This window comes from Chryseobacterium sp. JK1, from assembly GCF_050632815.1.
Lineage (GTDB): Bacteria > Bacteroidota > Bacteroidia > Flavobacteriales > Weeksellaceae > Chryseobacterium.
This window is the reverse complement of record NZ_JBODRU010000001.1, coordinates 1,925,898-1,952,088: the sequence shown is the minus strand read 5'-3', so window position 1 is coordinate 1,952,088 and position 26,191 is coordinate 1,925,898. Positions and strand designations below refer to the sequence as shown.

15 protein-coding genes are annotated in these 26,191 nt (G+C 37.0%); 8 read left to right on the top strand and 7 right to left on the bottom strand.

Annotation, left to right across the window (positions count from 1 at the left end):
• Window positions 1-47: 47 nt before the first annotated feature.
• A complete protein-coding gene (locus tag ACQ76T_RS08805; RefSeq protein WP_431342931.1) occupies window positions 48-1,076 on the bottom strand; it encodes a LacI family DNA-binding transcriptional regulator in 1,029 nt (342 codons plus the stop codon).
• Window positions 1,077-1,552: 476 nt separating this feature from the next.
• Between ACQ76T_RS08805 and ACQ76T_RS08800 the strand changes: the two genes are divergently transcribed.
• The 5 genes from ACQ76T_RS08800 (at window position 1,553) to ACQ76T_RS08780 (ending at window position 9,051) form a co-directional block, all read left to right on the top strand.
• Window positions 1,553-4,342: a SusC/RagA family TonB-linked outer membrane protein gene (locus ACQ76T_RS08800; protein WP_431342930.1), complete on the top strand. Its 2,790-nt coding sequence runs from the start codon at window positions 1,553-1,555 to the stop codon at window positions 4,340-4,342.
• Between the two features lie 11 nt (window positions 4,343-4,353).
• Window positions 4,354-5,772, top strand: coding sequence for a RagB/SusD family nutrient uptake outer membrane protein (locus tag ACQ76T_RS08795; protein ID WP_431342929.1), 1,419 nt, complete (start codon window positions 4,354-4,356; stop codon window positions 5,770-5,772).
• A gap of 49 nt (window positions 5,773-5,821) precedes the next feature.
• Window positions 5,822-6,988: a cytochrome-c peroxidase gene (locus ACQ76T_RS08790; protein ID WP_431342928.1), complete on the top strand. Its 1,167-nt coding sequence runs from the start codon at window positions 5,822-5,824 to the stop codon at window positions 6,986-6,988.
• A 188-nt stretch (window positions 6,989-7,176) separates the two neighbouring features.
• Complete coding sequence (locus ACQ76T_RS08785) at window positions 7,177-8,088, top strand: NAD(P)H-binding protein (protein ID WP_431342927.1); 912 nt, start codon at window positions 7,177-7,179, stop codon at window positions 8,086-8,088.
• A gap of 42 nt (window positions 8,089-8,130) precedes the next feature.
• Window positions 8,131-9,051 carry a helix-turn-helix domain-containing protein gene (locus ACQ76T_RS08780; protein WP_431342926.1) on the top strand — a complete coding sequence of 307 codons (921 nt, stop codon included), beginning with the start codon at window positions 8,131-8,133 and terminating at the stop codon, window positions 9,049-9,051.
• 98 nt (window positions 9,052-9,149) lie between these two features.
• Here the strand turns inward: ACQ76T_RS08780 and ACQ76T_RS08775 are convergent, their stop codons facing one another.
• From ACQ76T_RS08775 to ACQ76T_RS08760, 4 genes are all read right to left on the bottom strand, one after another.
• On the bottom strand, window positions 9,150-9,587 hold the full coding sequence (locus ACQ76T_RS08775) for a hypothetical protein (RefSeq protein WP_431342925.1): 438 nt from the start codon (window positions 9,585-9,587) through the stop codon (window positions 9,150-9,152).
• A 91-nt stretch (window positions 9,588-9,678) separates the two neighbouring features.
• Entirely contained in the window at window positions 9,679-12,501 is a 2,823-nt protein-coding gene (locus tag ACQ76T_RS08770) for a T9SS type B sorting domain-containing protein (protein WP_431342924.1), read from the bottom strand.
• 117 nt (window positions 12,502-12,618) lie between these two features.
• Window positions 12,619-15,690, bottom strand: a complete 3,072-nt coding sequence (locus ACQ76T_RS08765) for a T9SS type B sorting domain-containing protein (protein ID WP_431342923.1) — start codon at window positions 15,688-15,690, stop codon at window positions 12,619-12,621.
• A 56-nt stretch (window positions 15,691-15,746) separates the two neighbouring features.
• Window positions 15,747-20,258 (bottom strand): fibronectin type III domain-containing protein, encoded by a 4,512-nt coding sequence (locus ACQ76T_RS08760; protein ID WP_431342922.1) that lies wholly within the window; start codon window positions 20,256-20,258, stop codon window positions 15,747-15,749.
• 882 nt (window positions 20,259-21,140) lie between these two features.
• Between ACQ76T_RS08760 and ACQ76T_RS08755 the strand changes: the two genes are divergently transcribed.
• Window positions 21,141-21,899 carry a response regulator transcription factor gene (locus ACQ76T_RS08755; RefSeq protein WP_431342921.1) on the top strand — a complete coding sequence of 253 codons (759 nt, stop codon included), beginning with the start codon at window positions 21,141-21,143 and terminating at the stop codon, window positions 21,897-21,899.
• Between the two features lie 15 nt (window positions 21,900-21,914).
• Here the strand turns inward: ACQ76T_RS08755 and ACQ76T_RS08750 are convergent, their stop codons facing one another.
• Together ACQ76T_RS08750 and ACQ76T_RS08745 are read right to left on the bottom strand one after the other, a co-directional pair.
• Window positions 21,915-22,388 (bottom strand): hypothetical protein, encoded by a 474-nt coding sequence (locus ACQ76T_RS08750; protein WP_431342920.1) that lies wholly within the window; start codon window positions 22,386-22,388, stop codon window positions 21,915-21,917.
• A gap of 242 nt (window positions 22,389-22,630) precedes the next feature.
• A complete protein-coding gene (locus ACQ76T_RS08745; RefSeq protein WP_422692762.1) occupies window positions 22,631-22,990 on the bottom strand; it encodes a prevent-host-death protein in 360 nt (119 codons plus the stop codon).
• Window positions 22,991-23,970: 980 nt separating this feature from the next.
• On the opposite strand from ACQ76T_RS08745, the gene ACQ76T_RS08740 reads away from it, so the two are divergent.
• Both ACQ76T_RS08740 and ACQ76T_RS08735 read left to right on the top strand, forming a co-directional pair.
• On the top strand, window positions 23,971-24,621 hold the full coding sequence (locus tag ACQ76T_RS08740) for a TetR/AcrR family transcriptional regulator (protein WP_431342919.1): 651 nt from the start codon (window positions 23,971-23,973) through the stop codon (window positions 24,619-24,621).
• A gap of 614 nt (window positions 24,622-25,235) precedes the next feature.
• Window positions 25,236-25,877: a TetR/AcrR family transcriptional regulator gene (locus tag ACQ76T_RS08735; RefSeq protein ID WP_431342918.1), complete on the top strand. Its 642-nt coding sequence runs from the start codon at window positions 25,236-25,238 to the stop codon at window positions 25,875-25,877.
• The last annotated feature ends 314 nt before the right edge of the window (window positions 25,878-26,191 follow it).

Here is a 26,191-nt window from a genome sequence, read left to right as displayed (position 1 = left end):
AGGGACAGATCAAAATGTACAGTAGATCTATTTATTCTGTATGAATATTATTTTCTTTTCGAAGACTTTCTGATATGAAGCTGTGGTTTCAATACTACTTTTTTCTCAATAGAAACGCCCGAATTGTTTTCCTTTACCGTTTCTAAAAATACCTGTCCGGCCATTTTCCCCATCATTCCCGGTGTCTGGTCGACCGAGCTGATCGGAAGCTCCATAAACTGGGTGAAAGGTTCATTGGAAAATCCAATTACGGCTACTTCCTGAGGAATTTTTATGGAAAGTCTTTTCAATTCCTGACAGGCGCCTAAAGCTGCAAAATCACTTGAAGAAAATATAGCATCCGGAACAGATTTCTTACTCCAAAGCTTCTTAATGGCTTCAGTGCCACCGTCTACTGAACTTTCTGTAGAAATAATATGGTCTTCTTTTATAGGCAAATTATGATCAAGTAATGCCTGTTTGTAACCATTTAGACGATGCTGATAAATTTCGAGGTTAAGATCTCCGGCAAAATGACAGATATTCTTATATCCTTCCTGAATAAGGTGCTCTGTAGCCATATATCCTGCTCGGTAGTCATCAATTGTTACCGTGCTGATTCCCGGTATGTCTTTTTTACGGTCAAAAAATATAATCGGGGTATTAGACGTTTCTAAAATACTGGTGATATGCTCCGTATCTGTAGTTGTTTTGGAAACAGACATAAAAATACCATCCACCTGGGCATTCAGCAACGTGTTGAGCTGTCTTTTTTCAATATTGACATCTTCGTGGCTTTGGCAGATGATAACATGATAGCCAAGAGGAGAAAGTTCCTCTTCAATCCCTCTGATTACGGAGGAAAAGAAATTGGTGTTGATGTAAGGAACAATGATGCCGACGTTTTTGGTTTCACCGCTTTTTAATGCTTTGGCAAGGTTATTTTGCTTATAGTTCATTTCCTTAGCCGTTTTGCGTACCAGTTCCTTCGTGGCCTGGCTTATTCTCGGATGGTCGTTCAATGCTCTCGAAACAGTTGCCACACTTACGTTGAGCTTCTTTGAAATGTCATATATCGTGGCACTTTTCTTATTCATACAGATTTATTTCTAGGTGTTTTTATGCTTTTGTTATTGACGTAAATTTAATCAAATTATAGCTATTTTAAAGGAAAACTCTTCTATTTTGTGAGATAATATGCGGTATTCAATACAGGAATGACATCAGTGTTGCTTAAATGGCTGATATTATATGGATTAACCTTTTGAAAATATGACTGAATGAGCCTGTAACCAAAGGAATTCGTTGAAATTATCGGTAATGATCTTCATTTTACAGTTTAGTTTTCCTCCTAAAATAAGAGTGAAGATTCTTCCGTTTTTAATTAATTTACCTAAATTTGCAATTATTTTTATTGATTCTAATTAAAGTTTTCATGAAGATGGCTGTTAAACATTGTACCCGTTTCTTTTCAATTCCAATCACAAAAATTCTGTTTACTCTAAACGAGCAATACAGTTTTTAAACCACCAGTCATCATTTTTCTATTGTAAATTAATCCTATCCAACAGTAATGAATAAATCTGTCGCAAGCATTCTGATGATTTGTGGTGTCATATCTATCAATGCCCAAAACTCATCAGTCGAAATAAAAGATTCACTAAATGTGCAATCGATTGAACAAATTGTTGTGACCTCATCTTACGGAACAAAAAAGCTTAAAGAAGAAGTTGTAGGTTCCATTGTTACACTGACTCAAAAAGACATTAACATTACCCAACCTTACGAAAGCATCGACAAAATGATCGCCGGAATGGCGCCCGGAGTACAAATTGTAAGCAGTCCCGAATTGGGAAAACCGGTGAATATTAATATCCGGGGGTTGGGGTCATTAGTTTCCTTTTCCGGAACTCCCGGGACTTCCACACAACCACTGATTGTCATAGACGGGATCATTATGAGAGAAGATAATCCTTTTGCTCAAACCTACTTCAATGGTGCAGATTCCAATTCTGAAATGAATATTAACCCATTGGCCAGACTCAATACAGATAATATTGAAAGTATTAATATTCTTAAAGATGCGGCGGCTGTGGCTCTTTATGGAGCTGAATCTGCCAATGGCGTTATTCTGATCACCACGAAAAAAGGTCGAAAAGGAAAACCTTCCTATTCGTTTACCACACAATACGGAGTTTCTCAGAGTATTAACAGAATCAAATATCTCAACGGGCAGCAATATGCAGGACTTTACAACGACTATCTGATGAATGGGGTAAAACCTCAAAGTTATGCATGGAATGGAGTAGATGTAAATTGGTTTGATGTGATGAACAGGAACGGAGACTTCTACAGAACCAATTTTACCACAAGCGGCGGTGGAAAATATCTTACCTATCGTATCGGTTTGGATTATTCTAAAAATAATGAATCTAAAGTGATGAACTTCCTGGAAAAAAAAGGAATAGATGCCACCATAGGTTTCAATTATAAAAAATTGAATATCAGTCTTTACGCAGCTTATAATAACTTCTATAAAGAACAGCCCAATACATATTTTAATTTTATTCTGGGCCCTGATAAAGCCATCTATAATGAAGACGGAACGTATGCTTCTACAGGAACAGCGGGTATTGCCAATCCTCTTGCAGCAGCTAATCAGAATATTATAAATGTCAAAAATAATTCACTGCTTTCCAGTCTGAATATGAGTTATGAAATTACCAAAGGACTAAAACTAAGTACTGTTTTTGGAATTGACCTCTCAGATAAAAAGAATATTGATTGGAAGTCTGGTCTTAACGACAGTGGAATGACGAAAACCATTCGGGGAAGAAGCAGAATCAATACTTCAGACAGTAAAAAATGGAACTGGAGTACCCATTTATATTATGAAAAAACGTTTTGGAAAAACCATCATGCAGACCTATTACTTGGGATGGAGCTCCGTCATACCAAAGATTATAAAGAAGCTATTTTGGGAACCAATTTTAAAGAATATTCTACCTATCAGTATCCCTGGGACGCTATAAGTCCGAGTATTTTCAGAGCACTTACTCAGGAAGACAGCGGAAGAAGTTTCTTTTCTCAGCTGAATTATGATTTTCATAAAAAATATTTCCTTTCCGCCACTATAAGAAGAGATGAGAGCTCAGCATTCGGAAAAGATGTGAATGCTTCAGTAAATGGAGGAATTGGAGCATCATGGCTTATTTCCAGGGAAAATTTTTTAAAAGAGAATCCGGTGATAAGCTTTTTGAGACTTCGTACTTCGTGGGGAATGACGGGGAATTCAAGAATAGGGAGCTATCGTTCTTCAGGCCTGTATATGGTAGCAGGGAATGGCTTCAACTATGATTATGACTATGCTTATCCAGATTCATCATCTCCTCAAAACCGTAATCTTACCTGGGAAAAAAACGAAAAACTCAATCTGGGAGTAGATTTCAGTTTGTTCAAAAAAATAGATTTCACTGTGGAACTGTACCGAAATAACATTTCAAATATGATTGTGAACAGAGATGTTCCCATGGAAACAGGATACAGCACTGCGGAAATTAATGGAGCATCCATGTATAATCAGGGTGTAGAAGTTTCTATGAAAGGAAACTGGTTCAATAAGAAGAATTTCACATGGACTACCTCATTTAATATTGCTACAGTTAAAAACAGGGTAACAGCACTTTTTGGACTTGAAGAAAAATTTTCTACAGCAGCCATAGCCCGCGCTCAGAAAATAGGAGTTTCCACCTCTGCAATCTGGGGATATGAATGGCTGGGAGTAAATCCTGCTAATGGAATGGATCTATTTATGGTAAAAGGTGTTCCAACAGAATCAGGGCAATTTACGGCACTTGATGAAACCAATTATACCATTATCGGAAATTCTCAGCCGGATTTTACCGGTGGATTGAATAATACGATACGATATAAAGATTTCAGTCTTTCGTTCCTTGTCAATTTCGAATGGGGCGGAAATGTACTGGTCGCAAGCGACCTTATAGATAAATATACGATTCTGATCAACCGTAACGTAAGTGTCAACGCTTTAGATTATTGGCAGGCCCCGGGAGATATCGCGTCCAACAGAAAACCTACCACCAAACCTACTATAGCCAACAACAGCAAGTACATTTATGATAACAGCTATATCAAACTGCAGAATATCAACCTTAATTATAAACTTCCGCTTCATACCATCAAGAATAGTTTTATAAAAAGTGCCAGTATATTTTTAGACTGTACCAATGTCTTGTATTGGTATAAAGAAAAGTCTCCTGCGGGGAAAAACGGGATCAGAGAATTCAGGTATCTGTATCCGGAAATGAGAACCTTCAGTTTTGGTTTTAAAGCGAATTTTTAAAAAAGTAAAAAATGAAAAAAATAATCTTCATATCAATGGCGTTGGTTTCCATGGTTTCATGCAGAGATTTTCTTGAACATGAGCCGGAAGAAGCCATTTCTATCAATACACAGCTTTCTACGAAAAAAGGAATTCTGGAAGCTTTAAATGGCGCCTATTACCAACTTCGCAGTACGTATTTCACAGAAGCAGCGTACGTATATGGTGATTTATTGTCCGGGAATTTCAAAAATCCACCCAGCAGTTCTACCAATATCATTTCACTTCCTGCAAGGGTAGATCAGCTCTATCAGTTTGATGATCAGAAGTCTGAAAGTGAATTGAAATTATACTATTCTGATAACTATAAGATCATTAATAATGTCAATCTTATTCTGCAATATGCGGATAATGTTCAGGATGCTTCAACATCGGAAATCAGTGAAATAAAAGCGGAAGCGTTGGCATTGAGGGCTTTTGTACATTTCCAATTGTTTAAATATTACGGACAGAATTATACTTATACCTCGGATGCCTCTCACCTGGGAATTGTTTATAATACAGCTCCTTTAAAAGTTGGTATAGATTTCCCCGCGAGGAAGACGGCTGCAGAAACTTTTACCTTACTTGAAAATGATATCACTCAATCTTTGTCCTTGATTCAGAATCAGCAGGCAATTCCGGCAGGAGAAAGCAGAAATTTCATGAACCCTACTGCTGTAAAAACATTGGCTGCTGAAGTTGCCCTTTGGAAAAACGATTGGCAAAAAGCATATCAATATGCAGAGGAGATTATCACAGGTTCTGGTTTGACCCTGAGTTCTAAAAATGAATTACTCACTCAATGGGCCGTCCCGGAATCTATATGGTATCTGGCTAATACTGCCGAAAACGAAACTTCTTTGGCGAACTTATATAATTTTAAAACAACAACAAACCGATCAACGTATGTTGCTTCTGAAGATATCTATAATCTGTATACTTCCAATGACATCCGGAAACAACTGTTTGAAACACAAAATTTAAAAACAGCGGGTAATGGAAGTACAACAAGCAATTTGCCTTATTATTTCACAAAGAAATATAAAATTCAGAACATAAGCCTGATGTATCGCTTAAGCTTGGTTTATTTTATCAGAGCTGAGGCTGCCATTCATTTAGGTAAAACGGATGTGGCTTTACAGGATATGAACGCCATTAGAAACAGAGCTGGATTATCGTTGCTTACAAGTATTTCGATGGATGTTTTATTGGAAGAAAAAAGGAAAGAATTTGTTTTTGAAAACCAGTATTTCTTTGATCTTATGAGGAATCACAGGAATATTGTGCGTAATAACGGCTGCATTGGCAATAACTGTAGTCCGACATATCCCAATGATAAATTTGTTGTGCCTATTCCGCAGGAATCGATCAACATCAATAGCAATATGCTGCAAAATCCGGGATACTAAACTATTTATAATTTTACTATTAATTATTTTATCATAAAGCTAAGGATCAATGAAGAATGCAATAAGCTGGATTGTTGTTTTGTTTCTCACGGTTTCTCTTTTAAATAACTGTTTGAGTACAAAAATCAATAAAGAAATTAATGATAAAACCTCGTTTGTAGCGGAACTGAGAAAATTATATTCCTCCAGAGACGTTTCAAAATGGCCTAAACCTACTCTGAACTCCGAAGCTGTCCCTTATTTTACGGAAATAGGACATTTGCCTGAAATTCAGTTTCCTGAAGATAACCCTTACTCCGCTGAAAAAGCAATATTAGGAAAAACTTTGTTTTATGATCCGCGACTTTCAGGTTCCAACCAGATTGCCTGTGCATCCTGCCATGATCCCGAACTGGGATGGTGCGATAACCGTACTTTTTCTTTTGGGCATGACCGGCAGCTGGGATCAAGAAATGCGATGAGTATTCTCAATGTTGCTTATGCCAAAACCTTATTCTGGGATGGGCGTGCAGCTTCTTTGGAAGAACAGTCTCATATGCCGATTCAGGACACAAAGGAAATGAACGAACATATTGATCTGGCTACGGAAAAAATTGCCAATATTCGAGGGTATGAAGTCCTTTTTGAAAAAGCATTTGGAGAAAAAACAGTGACAAAGGATAGAATTGCCCAAGCGATTGCCACCTTTGAACGAACAGTGAAAAGCCCATCCAGTAAATTTGATCAGTTTATAGAGGGGAAATCTGATGTTTTTACAGACAATGAAGTAATGGGTCTGCATCTTTTCAGAACGAGAGCACAGTGTATGAATTGTCATAATTCAGGGTACTTTTCCAACAACAGATTTGAAAATATCGGGACTTCACTGCTGGGCTCAAAACAGGAAGATCTGGGAAGATATCTGGTCACAAAAAATGGGGAAGACGCTGGGAAATTTAGAGTACAGTCGTTGAGAGAAATTACCAGAACAGGCCCATGGATGCATAACGGAGCTTTTATGACCATGGCGGATGTTATTCATTTTTATAACAAAGGAAATCCGGAACCTCCTAAAAAACGGTCTACCATTCATGAAGGAGTGAGCCTGGAGTCTCAAAAATCGAAAATGCTGACCCCTTTAAACTTAACCAATGAAGAGGTTCTTCAGTTGGAAGCTTTTCTTGGAACTTTAAATACAAAGAACCAAAGGATAACCCCTCCAAAGTTACCGAAATAGTATAATCAGAATGACCTGATTACAATTTTAATGAACCATCTGTTATACAATAGCAGGTGGTTTTATAATTACTTCATTATCATTTTTGCAATGAGTTCCCGATTATTTTTGGCTAAGAAGAAGATAGAATCGGCTAAGTGTATCTGATGCAATATTCAGAATTTTACCTCAACAAAAACAGATAAAAAATGAATATTGTTTTAACAGGTTCCATTGGGAACATCGGAAGAACACTTACAGAACAGCTTGTACAAAAAGGACATTCGGTAACGGTGATCAGCAGCGCTTCAGAAAGAATACCTGCTATTGAAGCACTGGGAGCAAAAGCAGCGATAGGGAGCATGTTTGATACAGAATTCTTAATCCAAACTTTTAAAGGAGCAGATATTGTTTATTTGATGGAAACCATGGAAGCGGCGGGAGATTTATTTGATAAAAACATCAATTTTATTGAGACGATCAAAAAGATAGGCCATCATTATAAAACTGCAGTGGAAAGGTCTGGAGTAAAAAAGGTTGTTCACCTCAGCAGCATCGGGGCGCATACTGATAAAGGAACGGGAATCATTGTCTTTCATCATTATGTAGAAAGAATATTGAATGAGTTGGCCGATGATACTTCCATTAAATTTATCCGTCCGGTTGGTATCTATTTCAATCTGTTTTCATTCATCAACACCATCAAAAATAAGGGTTCTATTGTTTCAAATTGGGGCGGTGATCAAAAAGAACCCTGGGTTTCTCCATTGGATATTGCGGATGTGATTGCAGAGGAAGTAGAACTGCCATTTGAAGGACGAACCTACCGTTATGTGGCGAGTGATGAAGTTTCACCTAACGAAATCGCAAAAGCTCTGGGAGCCGCAATTGGCAAACCCGATCTGCAATGGAATGTTATTTCGGATGAAGAACTTTTAAAGAATTGGCTGGAAATTGGTTTCAACGAACAGATAGCTAAAGGATTTGTTGAAACTCAGGCAAGCCAGAGAACGGGTGTTTTATATGAAGATTATAACCTGTACAGACCTGTTTTAGGAAAAGTAAAACTGGCCGACTTTGCTACAGATTTTGCAACGGCTTATCAAAATGATTTACAATAAAACATAGGGAGTACAATGAAATAAAAAAGATACCTTTACTCTATGGAACAACGGATCACCAAAAGTATAAAAACCATCACTGAATTTCATCGTTCAAGAGGTTTGCCGCCTCCTGAGCATCCGATGATCAGTGTTGTTGATTACAGCACCGTTAAACGGCCGGAAGATATTGGTGAGGTCAACTGGATGTTGAATTTTTACCAGATATCTCTGAAAATAGGAATTTCCGGGAAGCTGAAATATGGACAGCAGGAGTATGATTTTGATGAAGGAACCATGTTTTTCATTGCTCCCAATCAGGTTTTCAGAATTGAAACGACGCCTAATCCAACGGAAGAACAATCGGGCTGGATGTTGCTGATTCACCCTGATTTTCTGTGGAATACTTCCCTTGCCCAAAAAATAAAAAAGTATGATTTTTTTGATTATGCAGTGAATGAAGCGTTGTTTCTTTCTCAAAAAGAAGAGAAAACCATCCATGCCATTATAGAAAATATTGAGCAGGAATATCATTCGGATATTGATCAGTTCAGTCAGAATATTATTATTTCGCATATTGAAACGTTACTCAATTATTCTGAAAGGTTTTACGAACGGCAGTTTATTACAAGAAAAATAAGTCATCACGCTGTTCTTACCCGTATAGAAGATATATTGAACAGGTATTTTAATGATCAGGATCTGATCTCAAAAGGGCTGCCCAATGTTCAGATGATTGCCGAAGCGCTAAATCTTTCCCCTAATTACCTCAGTAGATTGCTTAAAACCCTTGTAGGACAAAGTACACAGCAGCTGATTCATGACAAATTGATAGAAAAGGCTAAAGAAAAACTTTCTACAACCGATTTGTCCATCAGTGAGATTGCTTATGAATTGGGTTTTGAACATCCACAGTCTTTTACAAAGCTTTTTAAAAACAAAACGAATCTGTCGCCGTTGGAATTCAGAACTTCTTTTCAATGACAGCTAAATTTCTAATCTATAAGACTAAATACAAACCCGGCGGTTCTTCTTGAAGAACCGCCGGGTTAAATTAAATGAACTCCATCAAAAACAGAGTGTTATTTTTGGATGGTAGATATGCTTAAACATTTCTGCCCGTTGAAATCTATCACTTCAACATTGTCGATTATTTCGCTGTAAATTCTGGTTTCCGGACCTTCAATTTTGTAGCCTTCAACAAACACAGGGCTGTTTTTGGGTACGTTGCCCTGGCTGTTCAGAAGTTCAAGAGATATTGTATCCGGATTGCCTGCATTTTTCTTTAGTTTCACTTCTACTAAACCGTTATCGGCAAGATATTCAAACTTTTTCAAATGGGAAGGCAGGTTTGCTTTTGTTTTATAAACATTGAACTTTTCAATGTCGCCTTTGTGGTTGTCAAACATTTTCACGGTCCCGATTGCATCATTGTAAACGGCAAATTTTACTGTATTACTTTTTTGTGCTAATAGCATTCCTGATGCGAAAATTAGGAATGTGTATAAAAGTTTTTTCATAGTAAATAATTATTAGATGTCAAGTAAGTTATTTTTTAATAATGTTTTTATCTGTCTTTTTATATAGACAGAAAGATGAATGTCTGGTGGTTTATTCTCTGTTTTTTACCATAATCCAACCCGTGTATTTTACAGGAGTTTGTTTGCTGTTGGATTCATTCCAGCCCAGATCAAACCAATATGTTCCTGTAGGGACTTTCTTACCAGCGATGCTTCCATCCCATTTGTATCCATTCAGTTTGTTTCCTTCATAAATTTTACTTCCGTATCGGTCAAAGATATTGAAGACAAGGTTAGATTTTTTAGCCAGAGCAGAGTAGTCCAATACATCATTTACACCATCACCATTTGGCGTAATTACATTAATCAGGTTCGGTACAGTAACTTCTACCTGAATAGGAACACAGTTGTAAGAGTCTTTTACATAGAATGTATTGATCCCACGAGGTACATTGTTAAATACAATATCATCCTGCCAGTTGATATTATCCATCGAATACTTATAAAGAGGGGTTCCTCCAATAACATTTACTGTAACGGTATTGTTTTCAACATTAATACTAGAAATAACAGGTTGCTCGGAAGGATAAATCGTTACATTTTGTCGGGTAGTACATTCTCTGGTTTTAAGATCTACCCAATAGGTTCCCACTCCTGCATTAGTGATCGTTTGAGTAGTGGCTCCGGTGCTCCATTTATAACTTACAAATCCTGGTCCTGCATCCAAGGTTGTTGTATTTTCCATACAGATAATTTTATCTTTTAATACGGTAGAATACGAAGGAGGGATTACAACTAAAGTAACCTCTGCAATTTTAAAACATCCATTAGCATTCGTTACTTTCACATAAGCTACACCATTTGGAGCAATATAATTGGCTGGAGTAAGAATCTCGTTAGTGCCGTTTTGTGCATCTGTTGGAGAAGGATAATATTGTTTCGTAACTCCCGGTTGTACACTTACACCTGCAGAAGTTAAATCAAATAATCCAAGTACAGGAGTTTGAGGAATAAAACACGCCTTCATCGTTACATTCTGAACTTTTGGACTTTCAGAGACGGTTAACGTTAAAGTTACCTGCTCACAGTCTGTAAAATCCGGATTGTTTCCACAGAATTTGTACACGATAGTATCTGGTCCCATATATCCGAAGTTAGGAACATAATTAATAACTCCTGCCGGATCTACTGTTGCCGTTCCATTGGCTGGAGGTGTAATAATCGTTACCGTACTAGGAACATAAGTTTGTGTAGAATTGGTAAACTGAGGAACAATAGATTCATATCCTTCGCAAACCGTCATGGCTTTGGTGGTTTCATTAAGACATGTGTACACCTTATACACAGGAGTAATTGCCGGAACACATGAACCTACAGAGATCTTCACCGTATAATTTCCTGAAGATAGAGGAGTATACGTGTTCCCTGTAGCACCAGGAATTGGATTTCCGTCTAAGAACCACTGGTAAGTATCATAGCTGTCATCAACTTCCAGCACAATACCTGGAATACAGTCTCCCGTCTGCTTGGCAATAAGGGGAATAGAAGAGAAACCTGCAAAATATCCTCCATATCCTGAAGTACTGTATCCTCCGTTAAGCCCTGCGGTTACTGCCTTGTCTGAAATTACCGTTATATTTCCAACAGTTGGAGATAAAGAGTAAGTCACCCAGTTTGAATTTCCTGTTAAAGGGAAAGGTCCCTGTGCAGCTGTAGGAGTCACTCCGTTTACCGTTACGTTGGCTCCTGCTTCTGTTAAGATGTTTAATTTGACTATTGTACCGAATGGAACAACACTGCTGGTTCCTGTTCCGGTTGGCATTTCGTTGATTTTTCCGATTTCATCAATTTTTCTGGGTAAAAAACAGTTTAAAGGCGGAATATAGTTGAACCCACAGGTCGCACTACTGTTATCTACGGAAACCAATTGATAAAGATATACGTTTTTAGAAGTGGTAATGAACATGTTATAATGTCCGGAAGTACCCTGCTGAACATAATTGTTTCCTTTGATTCTATAGAATTCTCCACTGTTGATGGTTGCAATAGGAGTATTCGCTCCGTTAATGAATATTTGTGTATTATCCTCTGTTCCTACCACAATACCACCTTCCAGATCATCTGTGGAAGATCGGGTTCTTACCATGGCAAAAGTACTTCCCAATCTTTCTGTAGGTACTGCCTGATCGAGAATGGCATCTGATCCTGAACCGGTATTATTTCCAAAGTTTCCGTTGACATTTCCATTGGTAAGGGTGATAGGTTTATCGGAAACAATTTTAGCTCCGATAAAAGCCGACTGGTTGAGACCATTGGTCCCAGTGCCTCCTGCAAAAACAAAAGACTGACCTTTATTAAGCGTTACCGTATGGGTATTGGTTGCAGGAGCAGCGCCAAAGAAGGCTATATTTCCGCTCCAGGTAGCTGTTACAACCGTGTTGTTCTCTGTTGCCATTACTCCTGCCGTGAAATTATACCCGGAGTTGGATGTGGTAGTAGGGGTTCCGGCTACATAGAATTCTTTACCAATCCCGGCTTTACCCTTACTTGTTACAATTTCAGCGTGGGTTGTACTGCTGACCATTCTTAGTGAACAATAGAAAGGCTTACTTGCCTGTACATACAGTCCTTTATTGATGACACTAAAAGCTTCTGAGGTAACGGTAGCAGCGATGTTGGCTATAGGTACAACAAAAGTCTGAGGCGCTCCTTTACTAATGGTTACAGTACCAATAGGGATATTATTACTGTTAACAGTAACCACAAAAGGAGTTGTTGAATCTGTAGAGAGATACAATGCCTGTGTATAACTGGTTGAGGCATAGTAGGGGGCAAACCAATGATCCGTATCTCTCTGCGCCGAAACATTGATGTTAAAAATGATTAATAATAAAACGAGTAGAATGTTTTTCATATATATAGGGTTTATACGTGTAATCTATAGCAGGCAAATTATATTTAAGTTTAAAATTCTTTAAATTTAAGGAACCACGATGAATTATCGTGGTCCTTTTGTATGTTTTTTTGAGAATTATTCAATATTTTTCACTAAAATCCAACCCGTATATTGTATAGGAGTCTTTTCTTTGTTGGATTCGTTCCAATTGATATGATACCAATAGGTTCCGGTTGCTATTTTTTTATCATAATGTTTACCGTCCCATTTGTAATCATTAAACTTATTTCCTGTGAAAATTTTGTTTCCGTATCGGTCATATACTACGAAGGATAAATTCTCTTTGTATGCCAGTTCGCTGTAATCAATGAAATCATTTTTATGATCTCCGTTCGGAGTAATAGCATTGATCAGATTAGGAACAGTAAGCTCTACAGAAACAGGTGTACAGTTGTAAGTATCTTTTACATAGAAAGTATGCTGTCCTCTTGTAAGACCTGTAAACACATTGGAATTCTGCCAGTTTGTTGGGGCATCTACAGCATATAGATAAGGAGTCTTACCTCCAGTAACCATGACGGTAGCTGTATTATTGGAAATTTCAATCTCCTGAATGACTGGATCCTGAGATTTTTTAACGTTTACGGGCTGCTTAACAAAACATCCGTTGTCTTCAAGAATGACCCAATAGCTTCCTACCGGTATATTATCTATAGATTGAGTGGCAGCACCCGTACTCCATTGGTAAGAAGCGTATCCTGGCCCTGCATCTAAAGAGGTTTTTTCATCTATACAGATAATTTTATCTACCAGTATAGGAGATCTCTTAGGAGGAATAACATGAAGCGTAATTTTTGCGATAGAGTAACATCCGTCTGCATTATAAACCCTTGCATATACAATTGTATTGGAAGAAGTATATCCTGTAGCATTCTGAATTTCATTGGTTCCATTATCAGCGTCAGCAAATGTAGGATAGTACTTTTTCGTTACAGGAGTTTCACTGGTAACATTGGCTGTAGTAAGATCAAATTTTGACTTACTTTCATTATCGGAAAGGAAACATTCACTTAATGATGCATCTTGTACAACAGGAGAAGGCAGGAATGCCAAGGTAATTTTTGCCGTTCCCGTACAGCCTTCACTGGTAATTACTTTTACATATACGATGCCGGCAGCAGAATTGTAGTTCACAGGATCCGCAATCGGATTGCTGTCAGAATTAAGATCCGCCATTGTAAGATAAAACTTTTTAACGACAGGAGTGTAAGTGGTTACAGCAGCTTTTGTTAAATCAAAGATTCCTTTTCCGTAATATTGACAGGCTTTCACCGTAGTATCTGTAAGTATGAAGGGAACAACATTTAATTGTAAGGTCACTTTCTCACAATCTTTAAATTCCGGTGTAGTGCTGCAGAATTGATACACAATAAGATCAGGACCGAGATATCCGGGATTAGGAGTATAAGTAAAAGCTCCCGTTGTTGGATTGGGTGCTGTAACCGTTCCGTGTGCCGGAGGAGTGATGATCGTTACCGTGTTTCCGTCAGGAGTTTGAGATGAGTTTGAAAATACAGGAGTAATAACCTTTGAAGCACATGCATTAACCGTTGAGGTAGATTCATGCAGACAAGGAAATACTTTATAAATAGGTGTTGTAACTGGAGGACAGCTTCCCATAGTTACCTTTACGGTATAGTTTCCTGCCTGTGTAGGCGTGTACGTATAAGTAGTAGCTCCCGGAATGGCAACTCCGTTTAAAAACCACTGATAAGTATCGTAACCGTCATTCAGTTCCAAAATGATGCCCGGTACACATTCTCCGGATTTTTTGGAGATCACGGGAATAGAAGAAAATCCTGCAAAATATCCTCCATAGCCGGAAGTGTTGTATCCGCCGTTAATTCCTGCAGTTACTGCTTTATCAGACACAATGGTTACATTCCCTGTAATTCCTTCTATCGCATAGGTTACCCATGCGGAATTTCCTGTTAAAGGATAAGGTCCCTGATCTGCAGTGGGAGGAAAACTGTTGACCATTACCGTAGCACCTGCTTCCGTTAAGATATTGAGTTTAATAACCATATCACTGGGAGTAGGATTTGCAAGCGGCATTTCGTTGATCTTTCCGATTTCGTCTATTTTTCTGGGTAAAAAACAGTTCAGAGGTGGGATGTAATTAAAACCGCACGTTGCGCTACTGTTTTTTACGGCAACAAACTGATATAAATAAACATTTTTTGAAGTAGTGATGTACATATTGGCATGTCCTAAAGTTCCCTGTAGAACATAAGCATCTCCAGAAATGCGGTACCATTCTCCCTGGTTTAGCGTAGCTGCTGGTGTAGCAGATCCATTTAAAAAGACTTCTGTATTATTTTCAGTGGCAATTACAATACCTCCTTCCAGATCTGCTGCGGTAGATCTTGTTTGTACCATTGCAAAAGTATTTCCAAGTCTTTCTACCGGAACAGACTGATCCAGAATAGCATCCGATCCTAAGTTACTTACTGTTCCGAAGTTTCCGTTAACATTTCCGTTGGTAAGGGTAACGGGTTTATCAGAAACAATTTTAGCCCCGATAAAAGCACTCATATTAGAAGGATTGACTCCATTGCCTGCGAAAATAAAAGATTCTCCCTTATTCAGGACAAAAGTATGCGTTGTTGCTGTAGTAGCACTTCCCAGAAAGGTAACTCCCGCATTCCATGTTACTGTTACCGATGTCGCATTTTCTGTCGCTAAAATACCTGCTGTAAAATTATTTCCTGTACTTACAAAAGGTGATGGTGTGGCTGCTACATAAAATTCTTTTCCAATTCCTGCCTTTCCTTTGCTGGTAACGATTTCTGCATGGGTAGTGCCGCTTACCATTCTCAATGTACAGTAAAAAGGTTTGGCTGCATTAAGGTATAAACCTTTATTGATGACCTGGAAAGCTTCCACAGGAGTTGTCGCTGCAATATTGGCCGCTGGTACCGTATAAGTTTGTGGACTGTTTTTGCTGATCGTAACAGTTCCCAATGCAACATTATTGCTGTATATCGTTACATCAAAAGGTGTTAGAGAGTCGGTAGACAAATATAACGCCTGTGTGTAGGTAGTTGAAGCATAATAAGGAGCAATCCAATGTTCAGTATCTCTTTGTCCGAATAAAGAACCGAATGTCAGAAAAAGGCTTAATAGACTAAATATAAAGTTTTTCATGAGCTATAGATTATAATTTCTAAAAAATAAGGTTGGGTTATCAATAGGGTACGTGCTTAGGGTTCTTTGATGAATTTTTTCTGCACCATTCCACGGGTATCTTCAATCTCTATCATGTACATTCCACTAATAAGATTGCTCACATTAATTGTATTATTCAGGATGATACCATTGGAGATAAGCCTTCCCACAGCACTATAGATTTTATATTTCGCTTTTGGACTAATATTTTTCACATACAGTACTGAGCTTACAGGGTTAGGATAAATATGTATTTCTGTTTGGTTGATTGAGTTTGGAACTTCCGGTTTAGATATTCTTACCGTATAATCTTCCACTTCACCATTCTGGAAATTGGTACAGTTTACAGGAATTCCATCTTTCTGAAGAGCAACTCTCATCACAACATATTTATGATCCGTCATACTTATAAAAGCATTATTGGGAACGGTAAATGTGGCACTGGCAGTAGCATTACCATTAGGTCCGTCGGCAAGAATTCTTTCATTAATGTCAAACTCTCCGTTTCTGTTGAAATCGATCCATACTGATACTCCTGCAATAGTACCATTACCTAAAGTTTTATCAACAATAATCTGGTTGTCTGTAGCCCCTTGTATCAAATCAATAAATTGTAAAGGATTTCCTGTAAAATTTGAATAATTAGAAGCCTGTGATTGATTGATCATCTGTTTGTTACCATTAGGAATAACAGTCACCTTTGAAATAAACTCTGTTGCCGAGTTAGCAGACGACATCGGACAATACACCACAGTAGGTGTCGTGAAATAGTAAAACTTGGTAAATTGCCCCGTTGTTCCATTACAGATATTGGCTACCTGCATTTCATATTTGGTAAGTTCCAGTAAGCCAAGAATAGTATAAGTATTGGTCGTAACCATAACATCAGTCCAGCTCGGAATTCCTACTTTTCTGTATTTTAAATGATAAGTTGCCCCAGGAAATGCATCCCAGGTAATTTCTGCACTGGTTGGAGTAAGCTGACTAATGGTAAGCCCTGGTGGAGGTATTTCGCAAACTCTGGTCGTTGTAAAGGCTTGAGGATTGGACCATGCATTCTCTACAGTTTCACCTACACATATATTGGCAACCTGTACCTCATAGGTTTTGAAAGAATCAAGGTTTTGAATCGTATAAGAATTGGCAGGAGGTTGAGGTACATTTGGAGTATTCCAAGGAAGCGTTCCCACTTCGCGCCATCTTAAAATATAATTCGCGCTAGCTACAACAGGGTTCCACGTTACAACCGCAGAATTGGCCGTTATATTACTTATTGTTACATGAGGTGGAGTAGGATCACACCTTGTTGTAAAGTTTTTAATAGGTGTATAAACCCCGATTCCTGTAGAACCACATACTGCAGCAAGTCTTACTTCATAAGCTGTAGCTGGAGTCAGTGCATTAATCGTTATTGGTGGATTTCCCCCTAAAATTGATAGATTTAAAGTCGTCCAGGCAGAAGCAGGAATTGTAACAGGTCTGTATTCCAGTACAAAAGCATTGCTATTGATAGCCGAAGTCCAGTTGATCACAATCGAATTATGGGTAATATTGGTAAAAGTAGGAGTTCCTGGTGTTGCATTGTTACAAGGTCTTAATTTGATTGCATAATCCTCAACTTCACCATTGGCAGCATCTGCACACATGATGGGTGCACTGGTTCTTTTCAGGACAACTCTCATAGTGGTAGTGAGTGGACCTGTATAAACTCCTGTTGCAGGAACATCAAAAGTAGCCGTTACCGGAGTTGATGTGCTGGCAGCAGACGTCATTATTTTTTCAGCATCCGTAAAAATTCCGTCTCTGTCCCAGTCAATCCAGGCATTTACAGCATCTGCATACTGAGTACCATCCCACGCTTTCGAAACAGATAATTGATTTCCCTGAGAACCTATTTCTAAATTAATAAGCGTAGCAGGAGACGTATAGCTGATATAATTCGTCTGAACAGAAGTATTATCCATTACAGGAAAATTAACAGGAGTTACCTTCACATTGGAAATAAAATCATTAGTTCCCGTTCCTGTCATATTACAGTAAGTCAGTGGAGTGGTTGTAAAACCTAGACTCGCAGAAAATGCACCTTGCGTTCCTCCACAAATCGTTGCAATTTGTACTTGATAAGCCGTTTGTTCAGTAAGCCCGGTTATGGTGTGAAAACTCTGCCCAGCTGGAAGGGTAAGCCCTGCCGCACTAGGAAGCCATGCTCCGGTTGTTCCCTGTCTCCATCTGATGACGTAAGTAGCATTTGCAGTCGGCATCCATGATACGTAAGCAGAATTATGAGTCAGATTGCTTACTGCAATATTGGTTGGAGGAGCAGTGGTACATGGTTGTAGATCAATAAATTTCACATAGTAATCTTCTACTTCACCATTACTCGTAAGGGGAGCACAGGCATTGACTGGGGTTAAAGAATATACAATGACACGCATCTTTACTTTACTGTTTCCGATATAAGCATTCGCAGGAACATCAAAATTAGCAGTGACAGGAGTTGTACTGGAATATCCCAGATTCATAATTCTTTCACCTCCCGGGGTCGTGGAAGGATTGTTGTCAAATATTCCATCTCCGTTAAAGTCTATCCAGGCATTCGTAGAATAAGTTCCGGATACAATAGATCTTCCGACTGATACTACATTATTGGTTGAATTTCGCAGAAGAGTAATCGTTTTTGTTGGATCTAAAGAATAATCCGTGTACGTGGTTGCTCCTGAATTATTACTGGTTAAAGGAACATTCGATCCAATCATAGTAATATTGTTGATATAACCATTCGTAACAGTCGCTGTTCCTGAATTACAATATGTCAAAGCAGGAGTACTAAAGGCTACCGGAGCAGAAAACGCTCCCTGCGTCCCGCAAATAGTGGCAATTTCCACTTCATATTGAGTGGTTTCTGTAAGACCGGTAATCGTAATGTTATTCGTAAAAGGAGTCGTTACATAAACGGTTTGCCATGTTAAAGAAGGCGGTATTCTATATCGTACAATATAAGTAGCATTTGCTGCCGCGGTCCACGAAACATTTGCTGAGGTGGCGGTAATATTGGTTACGGTAATATTAGCTGGTGGCGTAGTGGTACAGTTGGGCAGGGTTGTTCCTGTTAACTGAAGCCTTGGCAGTACAGCATAACGGCTGATGGCAGCAGGAAGATTCATGGGATCTGGGTTTACAGTGGTGCTGTAATAAATCATTCCTCGATTGTTTCCTGCAGAGTAACTTCCCCAGTTTGCCGTACACGAGGTCCCTGTTGCGTTTTCGTCCACTCCAATCACAACATTACTCACTCCATCCCATAAAAAAGGAGTTGCCAGTGGAATTTCAACCCATGTACCCACAGTCATTGCCGGCAAAGTCCCAGAATATACCTGCGTTAAAGAAGTAGAAGGAATCCAGCTGGATGTTGTGGCAAAATCCGTTTGAGAAGTATTTCCCATATACACTACCCATTGGTTGTAATTAGCCTGAGCAGCAGCTGTTGTGGAAACAAAAAATCTAATTGCCGTTATATAATTATTAGTTCCAACTGCAGCCCCAATTTCTGGAGCCATATAAATCTGTTGGGAATAATTGAATCCCGAGCAGGAATAAACCGGTAAAAATGCATTGGTTGCGGTTCCTCCACCTATTTGTCCAGGGATGAAGGAAGCTCCTCCTACCCAAAGTGACTTGTCCGTAGCCGAACATACAGATCTTACCCACCAGTAATAAGTGGCTCCTGGAGTAAGTGAAGAGATATTGGCACTTGTTCCTGCGCTCGCTGTTCCCGGAGTCGCTACTGCAGGTGGAATATTGCTTGTACTGTAATAATATTCGTATCCGTTTGCCGGAGCTGGGGCAGGGGCCAAAGGAGCAGACCAGTTAAGAGTTGCTGATGTAGGAGCAATGTTCGATACTGCCAGATTAGCAGGCTCAAAACAAGTTGGAGCTTCTATTACCTGAACCTCATCTAATAATATATCATCATAGAAATCGCCATTTCCGGCAACATCTTTATCTACGGTGAATTTTAACTGAATTGTACTCCCTGCATAGCTGGATGCCAAAGGTACTCCTACCGTTCTCCATTCAGGATTGTTGGTGTTGCTGACCCAAATCTGTACCCATCCGGAACCATTATTTACTTCAAGCTTAAGTTGATTATTGTCCGCAGGAGGTACAGTTCCATTAAGTGCGGTCAGATGATCTTTAAACCATTCAAATTTGACATAAGGATTCGTTAATCCGGTTAAGTTGATTTCAGGAGTGATGAGTTCCACAGTATGCTCCCCAAGATTAGGGGTTGATGCATCTACCCAGGCAAAAGTTCCCGCAGGTTTTCCTCCGTTTCCGGTGGCTCCGTATCCTGCCGCTCCTGAGAATTTCCACTTCACATTCACGTTGGTTGACGTAGAAGTTGGATTTTGGCTTGTCCAGCAATTAGGTAGCGCACCCGTACTGAATGACTGTAAAAAAGGCACCGGAACAGGAGTACACGTCTGTCCCCGGACGTACGATGCAAAAGCCAGGAAAAAAAAGATAATAGATAAAATTTTTCTCATATAATTCAATTTTTAATTAGAGTTTTTTGGTGAAATGATTATGTTATCTTATTCTAATCATATATAGCAACCTTCTCCTGATAACTTTTGTAAAAGTCAGGAGGGGATGATCTGTTTCAAATCGTAATCGAAAAGTGGGGAAGTATGTATTCTGTTACCTTCATCCATCCAACGGTGTCAGAATATCTATTCTGAAGTGGATAATGGGTTGCAGAAAGGCTTTTTTATTGTTGATGGTAAGCTCTGAAGTCAATAACCTGCTTATTAGCTTAGGTTAATATTTGTAAATAGAACGGAATATTAACGGTACTGAAAAATATTCATTTATAACTCAATGTGGCTTCAAGCTTTTAAATTATAACAGCTCGTCTTTTGTAATAGCTTTATAATCGGTTGGTCTGCAGTTTTTGTTGAGGTTCTTTCATTTTATAAGATTGTTTCTTTACTTTTTTATTTTATTATTATGATCTGGGTAAAAATAATTTAATAATAATTTAATATGACTATACTTTCGTATAGTTTTAAATCCTCATGTGATGAATTAAATTTTACTTTGATAACTGTAAAGGTCTTTGGATAAAGAAAAACCTTCTGTTCTACGTCTAGAATAAAGGTTTTCGTTAGGATGAGAAATGAATGATCCCTTCATTTCTTTTCGATTTTTCTGCCGGAAATTTCTGAAAAAAGAAAATATTTAATATCTAAAATGTAATAAAATGATGTTTTTTAGATTTTTTTAATATCAAAATAATTGTTTTGTAGTTTGATATTGAAATGTAATTAAGTTTTAATAGATTTTTTATTTAGGGTAATTATGAATATGTTTGCAAAAAAGAAATCTAATAACAAAGTTTTTGTATTTACTATTATCATGTTCATAATATGAGAGATAGAATAAATTCATTGGGGTGCGATAATGCGCTGGTTTTACCTCCTGCCGAAGAGACGAATACGTCGGATAAATACCTTAACGTGCTTAAAGCCGTTGCAGGAAATAGTGTTGGCTGTATCTATATAGCCAACCTAAAGACAGGAAAACTGGAGTTTATTTCTGACAGTCCTCTGCTTTTCTCAGGATTGAGTGCGAAAGAGGTTGAGAAATTGGGCTATAATTTTTTTCGAAAATATACCAGAAAAGAAGATCTTGAAATCCTAAAAAAAGTAAACGTTTACGGATTTAAGTTTTTTGAATGCCTTACCCCTAAAGAAAAGAAAGCCCACACGATTACCTATGACTTTCATGTGAAATATACTAATAGCGTAGATGTACTCGTTAATCACAAAGTGACGCCTATCGAAATCGATGAGCATGGAGATATTTCTAAAGCCGTTTGTGTTGTTTCTAATTCCCTTAACCGGAATGCCGGAAACATTCGCGTGATTTCCAATACATCAGATGCTTACTGGAAGTATAATCATTGTACCGGAAAATGGTCAGAAGAGACCAAAATTAATTTAAAACTAAGAGAAATTGAAATTATCAGGCTGTATCTTCAGGGACTGAAAATAGAGGAAATTGCAGAACAGTTGTGCGTTGCTCCAAGTACCATCAAATTTCACAGAAGCAAACTGTTCGAAAGATTAGGAGTGAAGAACATCATCGAAGCGATTTCCTATGTCATTACCAACAACTTGCTTTAATTAGATAAGTATTTTTTACTCTTTCACTCTGTAGTATCTGTTCAGGATCTTTGTTTGAGAATCTTCATATTTGATGGTTAAAAGATCAGATTTTTCGTCATAATCAACAATATAATTGTGCTTTTTATTGTCTTTCTCATCAAGGATAATCTTGTCGTCAGCCTGTTTATATTTAAGATTGATCTCCGTTGAGCCTCCTTCAAATGTATAGGCTTTGATTGTATTTTTATTAACCAGAAACTTTGTCGATGTAAACTGATCAAACAGCTTTTTTGTAACAATTTCGATTTTACTTTTTGGACTTATATTCCCTAATTTTTTTTCATAATAATTCTGGGTATATTTTTCAGAGTCTTTATAGTAAATGGTGTCAGAATCCATCAGGTAAAGATCCATTTTCCAGATTCCTGTAATATCAGGGGATATTTCCTTTTTCGAGAATGATAATAAAGCGGCAAAGAAAAGAACTATAGGAATACCGGTTTTCATGACAAAGCGATTGTTTTAGGTTACTGTTTGCCTCAAAAATACATTTTATTGTTAGTATAAAAACAAAATCCCAACATTTGTCAGGATTTTAGTTGTAAAATACAAACTCTGTTTTTGAATCTTTCGAACGGAAAAAGAATTTCATTGATGTCCACAACAATTTTGAAGTATTTAACTACTACAAAAAATGGGCAAGAATGGAATGATAGACCTGTTAGCTGGAAGTAAATATCAAGAGTAGTTTAGTTGAGCTGATAATTCGCAATCACTAAACTTAAAATGAAATGAACATAGTTCTGTTCAACTTCTTTTCTATTTATCAATTTGTTCTTATACTCATAAGAGTTCAGATCTCTGGTTAGCTTTTGATACGTTTCAAAATCATTACCTTTTATCTTTACTCTTGTATTGCCATCTCTTCTTTCAATAAGAGTATCGTCTAATGTTCTGAGTTTAAACAAAGCTTCACATAATGTTGGACGAGCCTTCATTGAACCAATATATCTTTCAACTATATTTACCTTGAACGCATCGAAAATGATTGTATTAAAAACAATTTTAGAGTTAGGCTCCTGAGTGTTGAGCTCAAGCTTATAATTCATTAATTTAAAATTTTTGGTAAATATAAGTTTAATTATACCAAATCACCACCCCTTTTTAATAGATTATTCCCATAATTTAATTATGCACCATCATTTGCTTTCTATAGAGGAAATGTTGAATTGTCTATTTTATAGGTGTAATGCATAGAAATGTATAGAAAATCAATTAAATACGTGGGTTTTTTTTCAATAATTATGATTATTTTAGAAATTGATGAGGAGATTATTAAGGGCAGATATTTTTTTTAAGAGTTGAAAAAAAATTATGAAGGAATGTAATGAGGTAGGCCAAAATATACAGGCATAATCAACTTTATTTTACTCTTTAAAAAACAAAACAGCATCATTAGAAACCTATGATGCCATTTACAGTTAGTGTTTTTACCCTTGTTGATTGTGTTCGAAATACTAATTTTTCATCCTTTCTGTGTTTTATATGCAGAATGGTTTGTTAGTTTGGCGCAAATATACAAAATAAGACACTTGAAAGTGTCTAAGCAATGAAAATTTTTCTTAACATTATAGAATTCAGGGCTTAATATTGGAAGAAATCCTTTATTTATGGTGTTTTTGGCTAAGAAAATTTTTTAATTTTTTTTTAATAATTTAAAAAATATTGTTTCTGAGACCATTTTCGACAACACAATAATCGGAATAAAGAAGAAAGTATTGTGTAGGATCTGACAAAATTTGAAAAATTATGTTTTTTACATTCAATAATTTTTGTTTTAAAAGAAAAGCAGCATCATAACATTATGATACTGCTGGTGTCTCGTACTTTTACCTTAGTTGTTGAATGTTCAGAATTGTCTTTAAAATTGAGGGAACATAATTACGGTCTGAACTATCTTAATTTTTCAACCTCGTTAGTGTTTGTTTATATAAAATGGTTTTAGTTTTTGCAAATATATAAAATTAGACACTAGTAAGTGTCTAAAAGTTGAAAATTTTTCTTAAACTTGTAGAATTGAATGTTAGCCATGGAAAACAAGTCAGCGGGAGGCCGTATCCGGAACAAGGAACGGAGCAAAAAAAGGTTTTTGGAAGCAGTGGGAAAAATCCTTAAAACCAAGGGGCACACAGCATTAAAAATAAATGACATCGCTGCTACAGCCGGAGTAGATAAAAAAATGATCTATACTTATTTTGACGGCATGGATGGACTTATGGACGAATATATTCAGTCACAAAACGCCTGGGAAGAGATTACAGCCACTAAAATGAGTGAAATAAACCCCAAAATAGATAAGGGGGGAATAGCTTTTATAGAAGAATTACTGATATCCCAGTTTGAAAATATGCATGATAATAGAGAAATGCAGAAAATGATACTATGGCGGTTGTCCGAACCCAGAAAATCCTTGATACAACTTACCTCTACACAAGAAGAGAATAGAGAATATTTTTTTAAGTTGATGGTAGATTCTCATTTTCGGGAATATGCTCAGAAGTTTCGTTCGATTATAGCAGTAATGCTTTCCGGGCTTTATTACCTTAATATGTATGCTTCTGTGAATGGAAGTATTTTTTGTGGTATAGATCTTAATTGTCCTGCAGATCGAGAGAAAATAAAGAAAGCGATTTCTTTCTTATTAGAGAAGTCTTATCAGAAACTTTCTTATTCTGAGTAGAGCACAACGTATTATTAACAGTGTATTTCAAATTCTATTTACATCTTTTGAAAAGCTTTCAAAAAAAAACAGCATCACTAGAAATCTAATGATGCAGATTGTGTGTGTTTTTACCTTAGTTGTTTAATGTTCTAAACTGTCTTAAAGTAAGGGAACATTGTAATTACAATCAGAATTGTTTTAAATTTTTCAACTTCGATAGTGTTTACTATAATAAAATGGTTATTAGTTTAATGCAAATATACAAAAATAAGACACTCATAAGTGTCTAAATGCAAAAAAAATATCAATTTTATAATTTTAGTATCTTAGAATGAGTAGAAAATCCTTTATTAAAGGGCTTTTTTGCTTTAAAAAAAATAAACAGCATCATTATCGGAGTAATGATGCTGTCTGTGTTTCGTGTTTTCCTCTTCAGCTGCCACTAATATTCGTCAATTAATTTTCAACTAAAGAAACACATTGGTACAATCAGAATAGTCTATATTTTCAACTGCATCATGTTTTTTATCGTTTGAACGGTTTTAGTTTTTGCAAATATATGAAATAAGACACTTCAAAGTGTCTAAAATGACAAAAAAAATTCTTAAACTTGTATCGTTGAATATTTAGTCATGGAAAGAAAAGCAGCAGCTGGAAATATTAGGAATAAAGAACGCAGTAAAATGAAGTTTTTGGAAGCCGTTGGGACAATTCTGAAAACAAAAGGTTATGCAGGATTAAAGATAAATAATATTGCGGAAGAAGCCGGTGTAGATAAGAAAATGATCTATACCTATTTTGGTGGGCTTGATGGACTTATTGATGAATATATTCGAATGCAGGACTACTGGAGCAGGGTAACTGCTGAAGAAGTAGCCAAAGTAATGCCCACAGTGGAAGATGATAAGGAATGGATGTTATTTACCAAACAAATACTGATGTCACAGTTTGACTATGTATATGGTAATGAAGAAGCTCAAAAATTGCTTTTATGGCGCTTATCTGAACCCCGTGCATCATTAGCAAAGCTTACAGCAACACAAGAAGAAAACGGAGAGCACCTTTTTAAACTTATCGATTATAAATATACCGAGTATGAAAAAGAATTCCGTTCTATAATGGCCATTATGGTTTCCGGACTTTATTACCTTAATATGTTTTCCTCGGTAAATGGCAGTCTTTTCTGTGGAATAGATGTAGACACTCCTGAAGGTCGTGATAAGATCAAAGAGGCCATATCTTTTTTAGTTGAACAATCTTATACAAAGCTGTAGCTTGAAAGAAAGTGGCAAGCTAAATGATGCCCTGTACCTCTATTTTCCGGTTAGAAACAAATGTACACCTGCAAAAATGATTTAAATAGGAAAGATGATAAACTTCTCTTCAATTTCCAATACCGGATATTCAGTTCGTTTATCTTCACAAAAGAAACCTGAGTTGTCAAAAAAATGATTTAATTTTGGAGAAAATAAAAAAACAGCATTATTAGAATCTAGCAATGCTGCTTACATTAGGTGCTTTTACCCTAATTTTTTGTATTCGAAATTCTTTTTATTTTTCAACAGTGATTGTGTTCAAAATATAAAAA

Excerpts from the sequence above, each read along its gene's own strand:
- ACQ76T_RS08755 (WP_431342921.1), top strand. The coding sequence starts at position 21,141 with ATGAGAGATAGAATAAATTCATTGGGGTGCGATAATGCGCTGGTTTTA.
- ACQ76T_RS08765 (WP_431342923.1), bottom strand. The coding sequence starts at position 15,690 with ATGAAAAACTTTATATTTAGTCTATTAAGCCTTTTTCTGACATTCGGT.
- ACQ76T_RS08800 (WP_431342930.1), top strand. The coding sequence starts at position 1,553 with ATGAATAAATCTGTCGCAAGCATTCTGATGATTTGTGGTGTCATATCT.
- ACQ76T_RS08785 (WP_431342927.1), top strand. The coding sequence starts at position 7,177 with ATGAATATTGTTTTAACAGGTTCCATTGGGAACATCGGAAGAACACTT.
- ACQ76T_RS08760 (WP_431342922.1), bottom strand. The coding sequence starts at position 20,258 with ATGAGAAAAATTTTATCTATTATCTTTTTTTTCCTGGCTTTTGCATCG.
- ACQ76T_RS08790 (WP_431342928.1), top strand. The coding sequence starts at position 5,822 with ATGAAGAATGCAATAAGCTGGATTGTTGTTTTGTTTCTCACGGTTTCT.
- ACQ76T_RS08740 (WP_431342919.1), top strand. The coding sequence starts at position 23,971 with ATGGAAAACAAGTCAGCGGGAGGCCGTATCCGGAACAAGGAACGGAGC.
- ACQ76T_RS08750 (WP_431342920.1), bottom strand. The coding sequence starts at position 22,388 with ATGAAAACCGGTATTCCTATAGTTCTTTTCTTTGCCGCTTTATTATCA.
- ACQ76T_RS08745 (WP_422692762.1), bottom strand. The coding sequence starts at position 22,990 with ATGAATTATAAGCTTGAGCTCAACACTCAGGAGCCTAACTCTAAAATT.
- ACQ76T_RS08775 (WP_431342925.1), bottom strand. The coding sequence starts at position 9,587 with ATGAAAAAACTTTTATACACATTCCTAATTTTCGCATCAGGAATGCTA.
- ACQ76T_RS08735 (WP_431342918.1), top strand. The coding sequence starts at position 25,236 with ATGGAAAGAAAAGCAGCAGCTGGAAATATTAGGAATAAAGAACGCAGT.
- ACQ76T_RS08780 (WP_431342926.1), top strand. The coding sequence starts at position 8,131 with ATGGAACAACGGATCACCAAAAGTATAAAAACCATCACTGAATTTCAT.
- ACQ76T_RS08770 (WP_431342924.1), bottom strand. The coding sequence starts at position 12,501 with ATGAAAAACATTCTACTCGTTTTATTATTAATCATTTTTAACATCAAT.
- ACQ76T_RS08795 (WP_431342929.1), top strand. The coding sequence starts at position 4,354 with ATGAAAAAAATAATCTTCATATCAATGGCGTTGGTTTCCATGGTTTCA.
- ACQ76T_RS08805 (WP_431342931.1), bottom strand. The coding sequence starts at position 1,076 with ATGAATAAGAAAAGTGCCACGATATATGACATTTCAAAGAAGCTCAAC.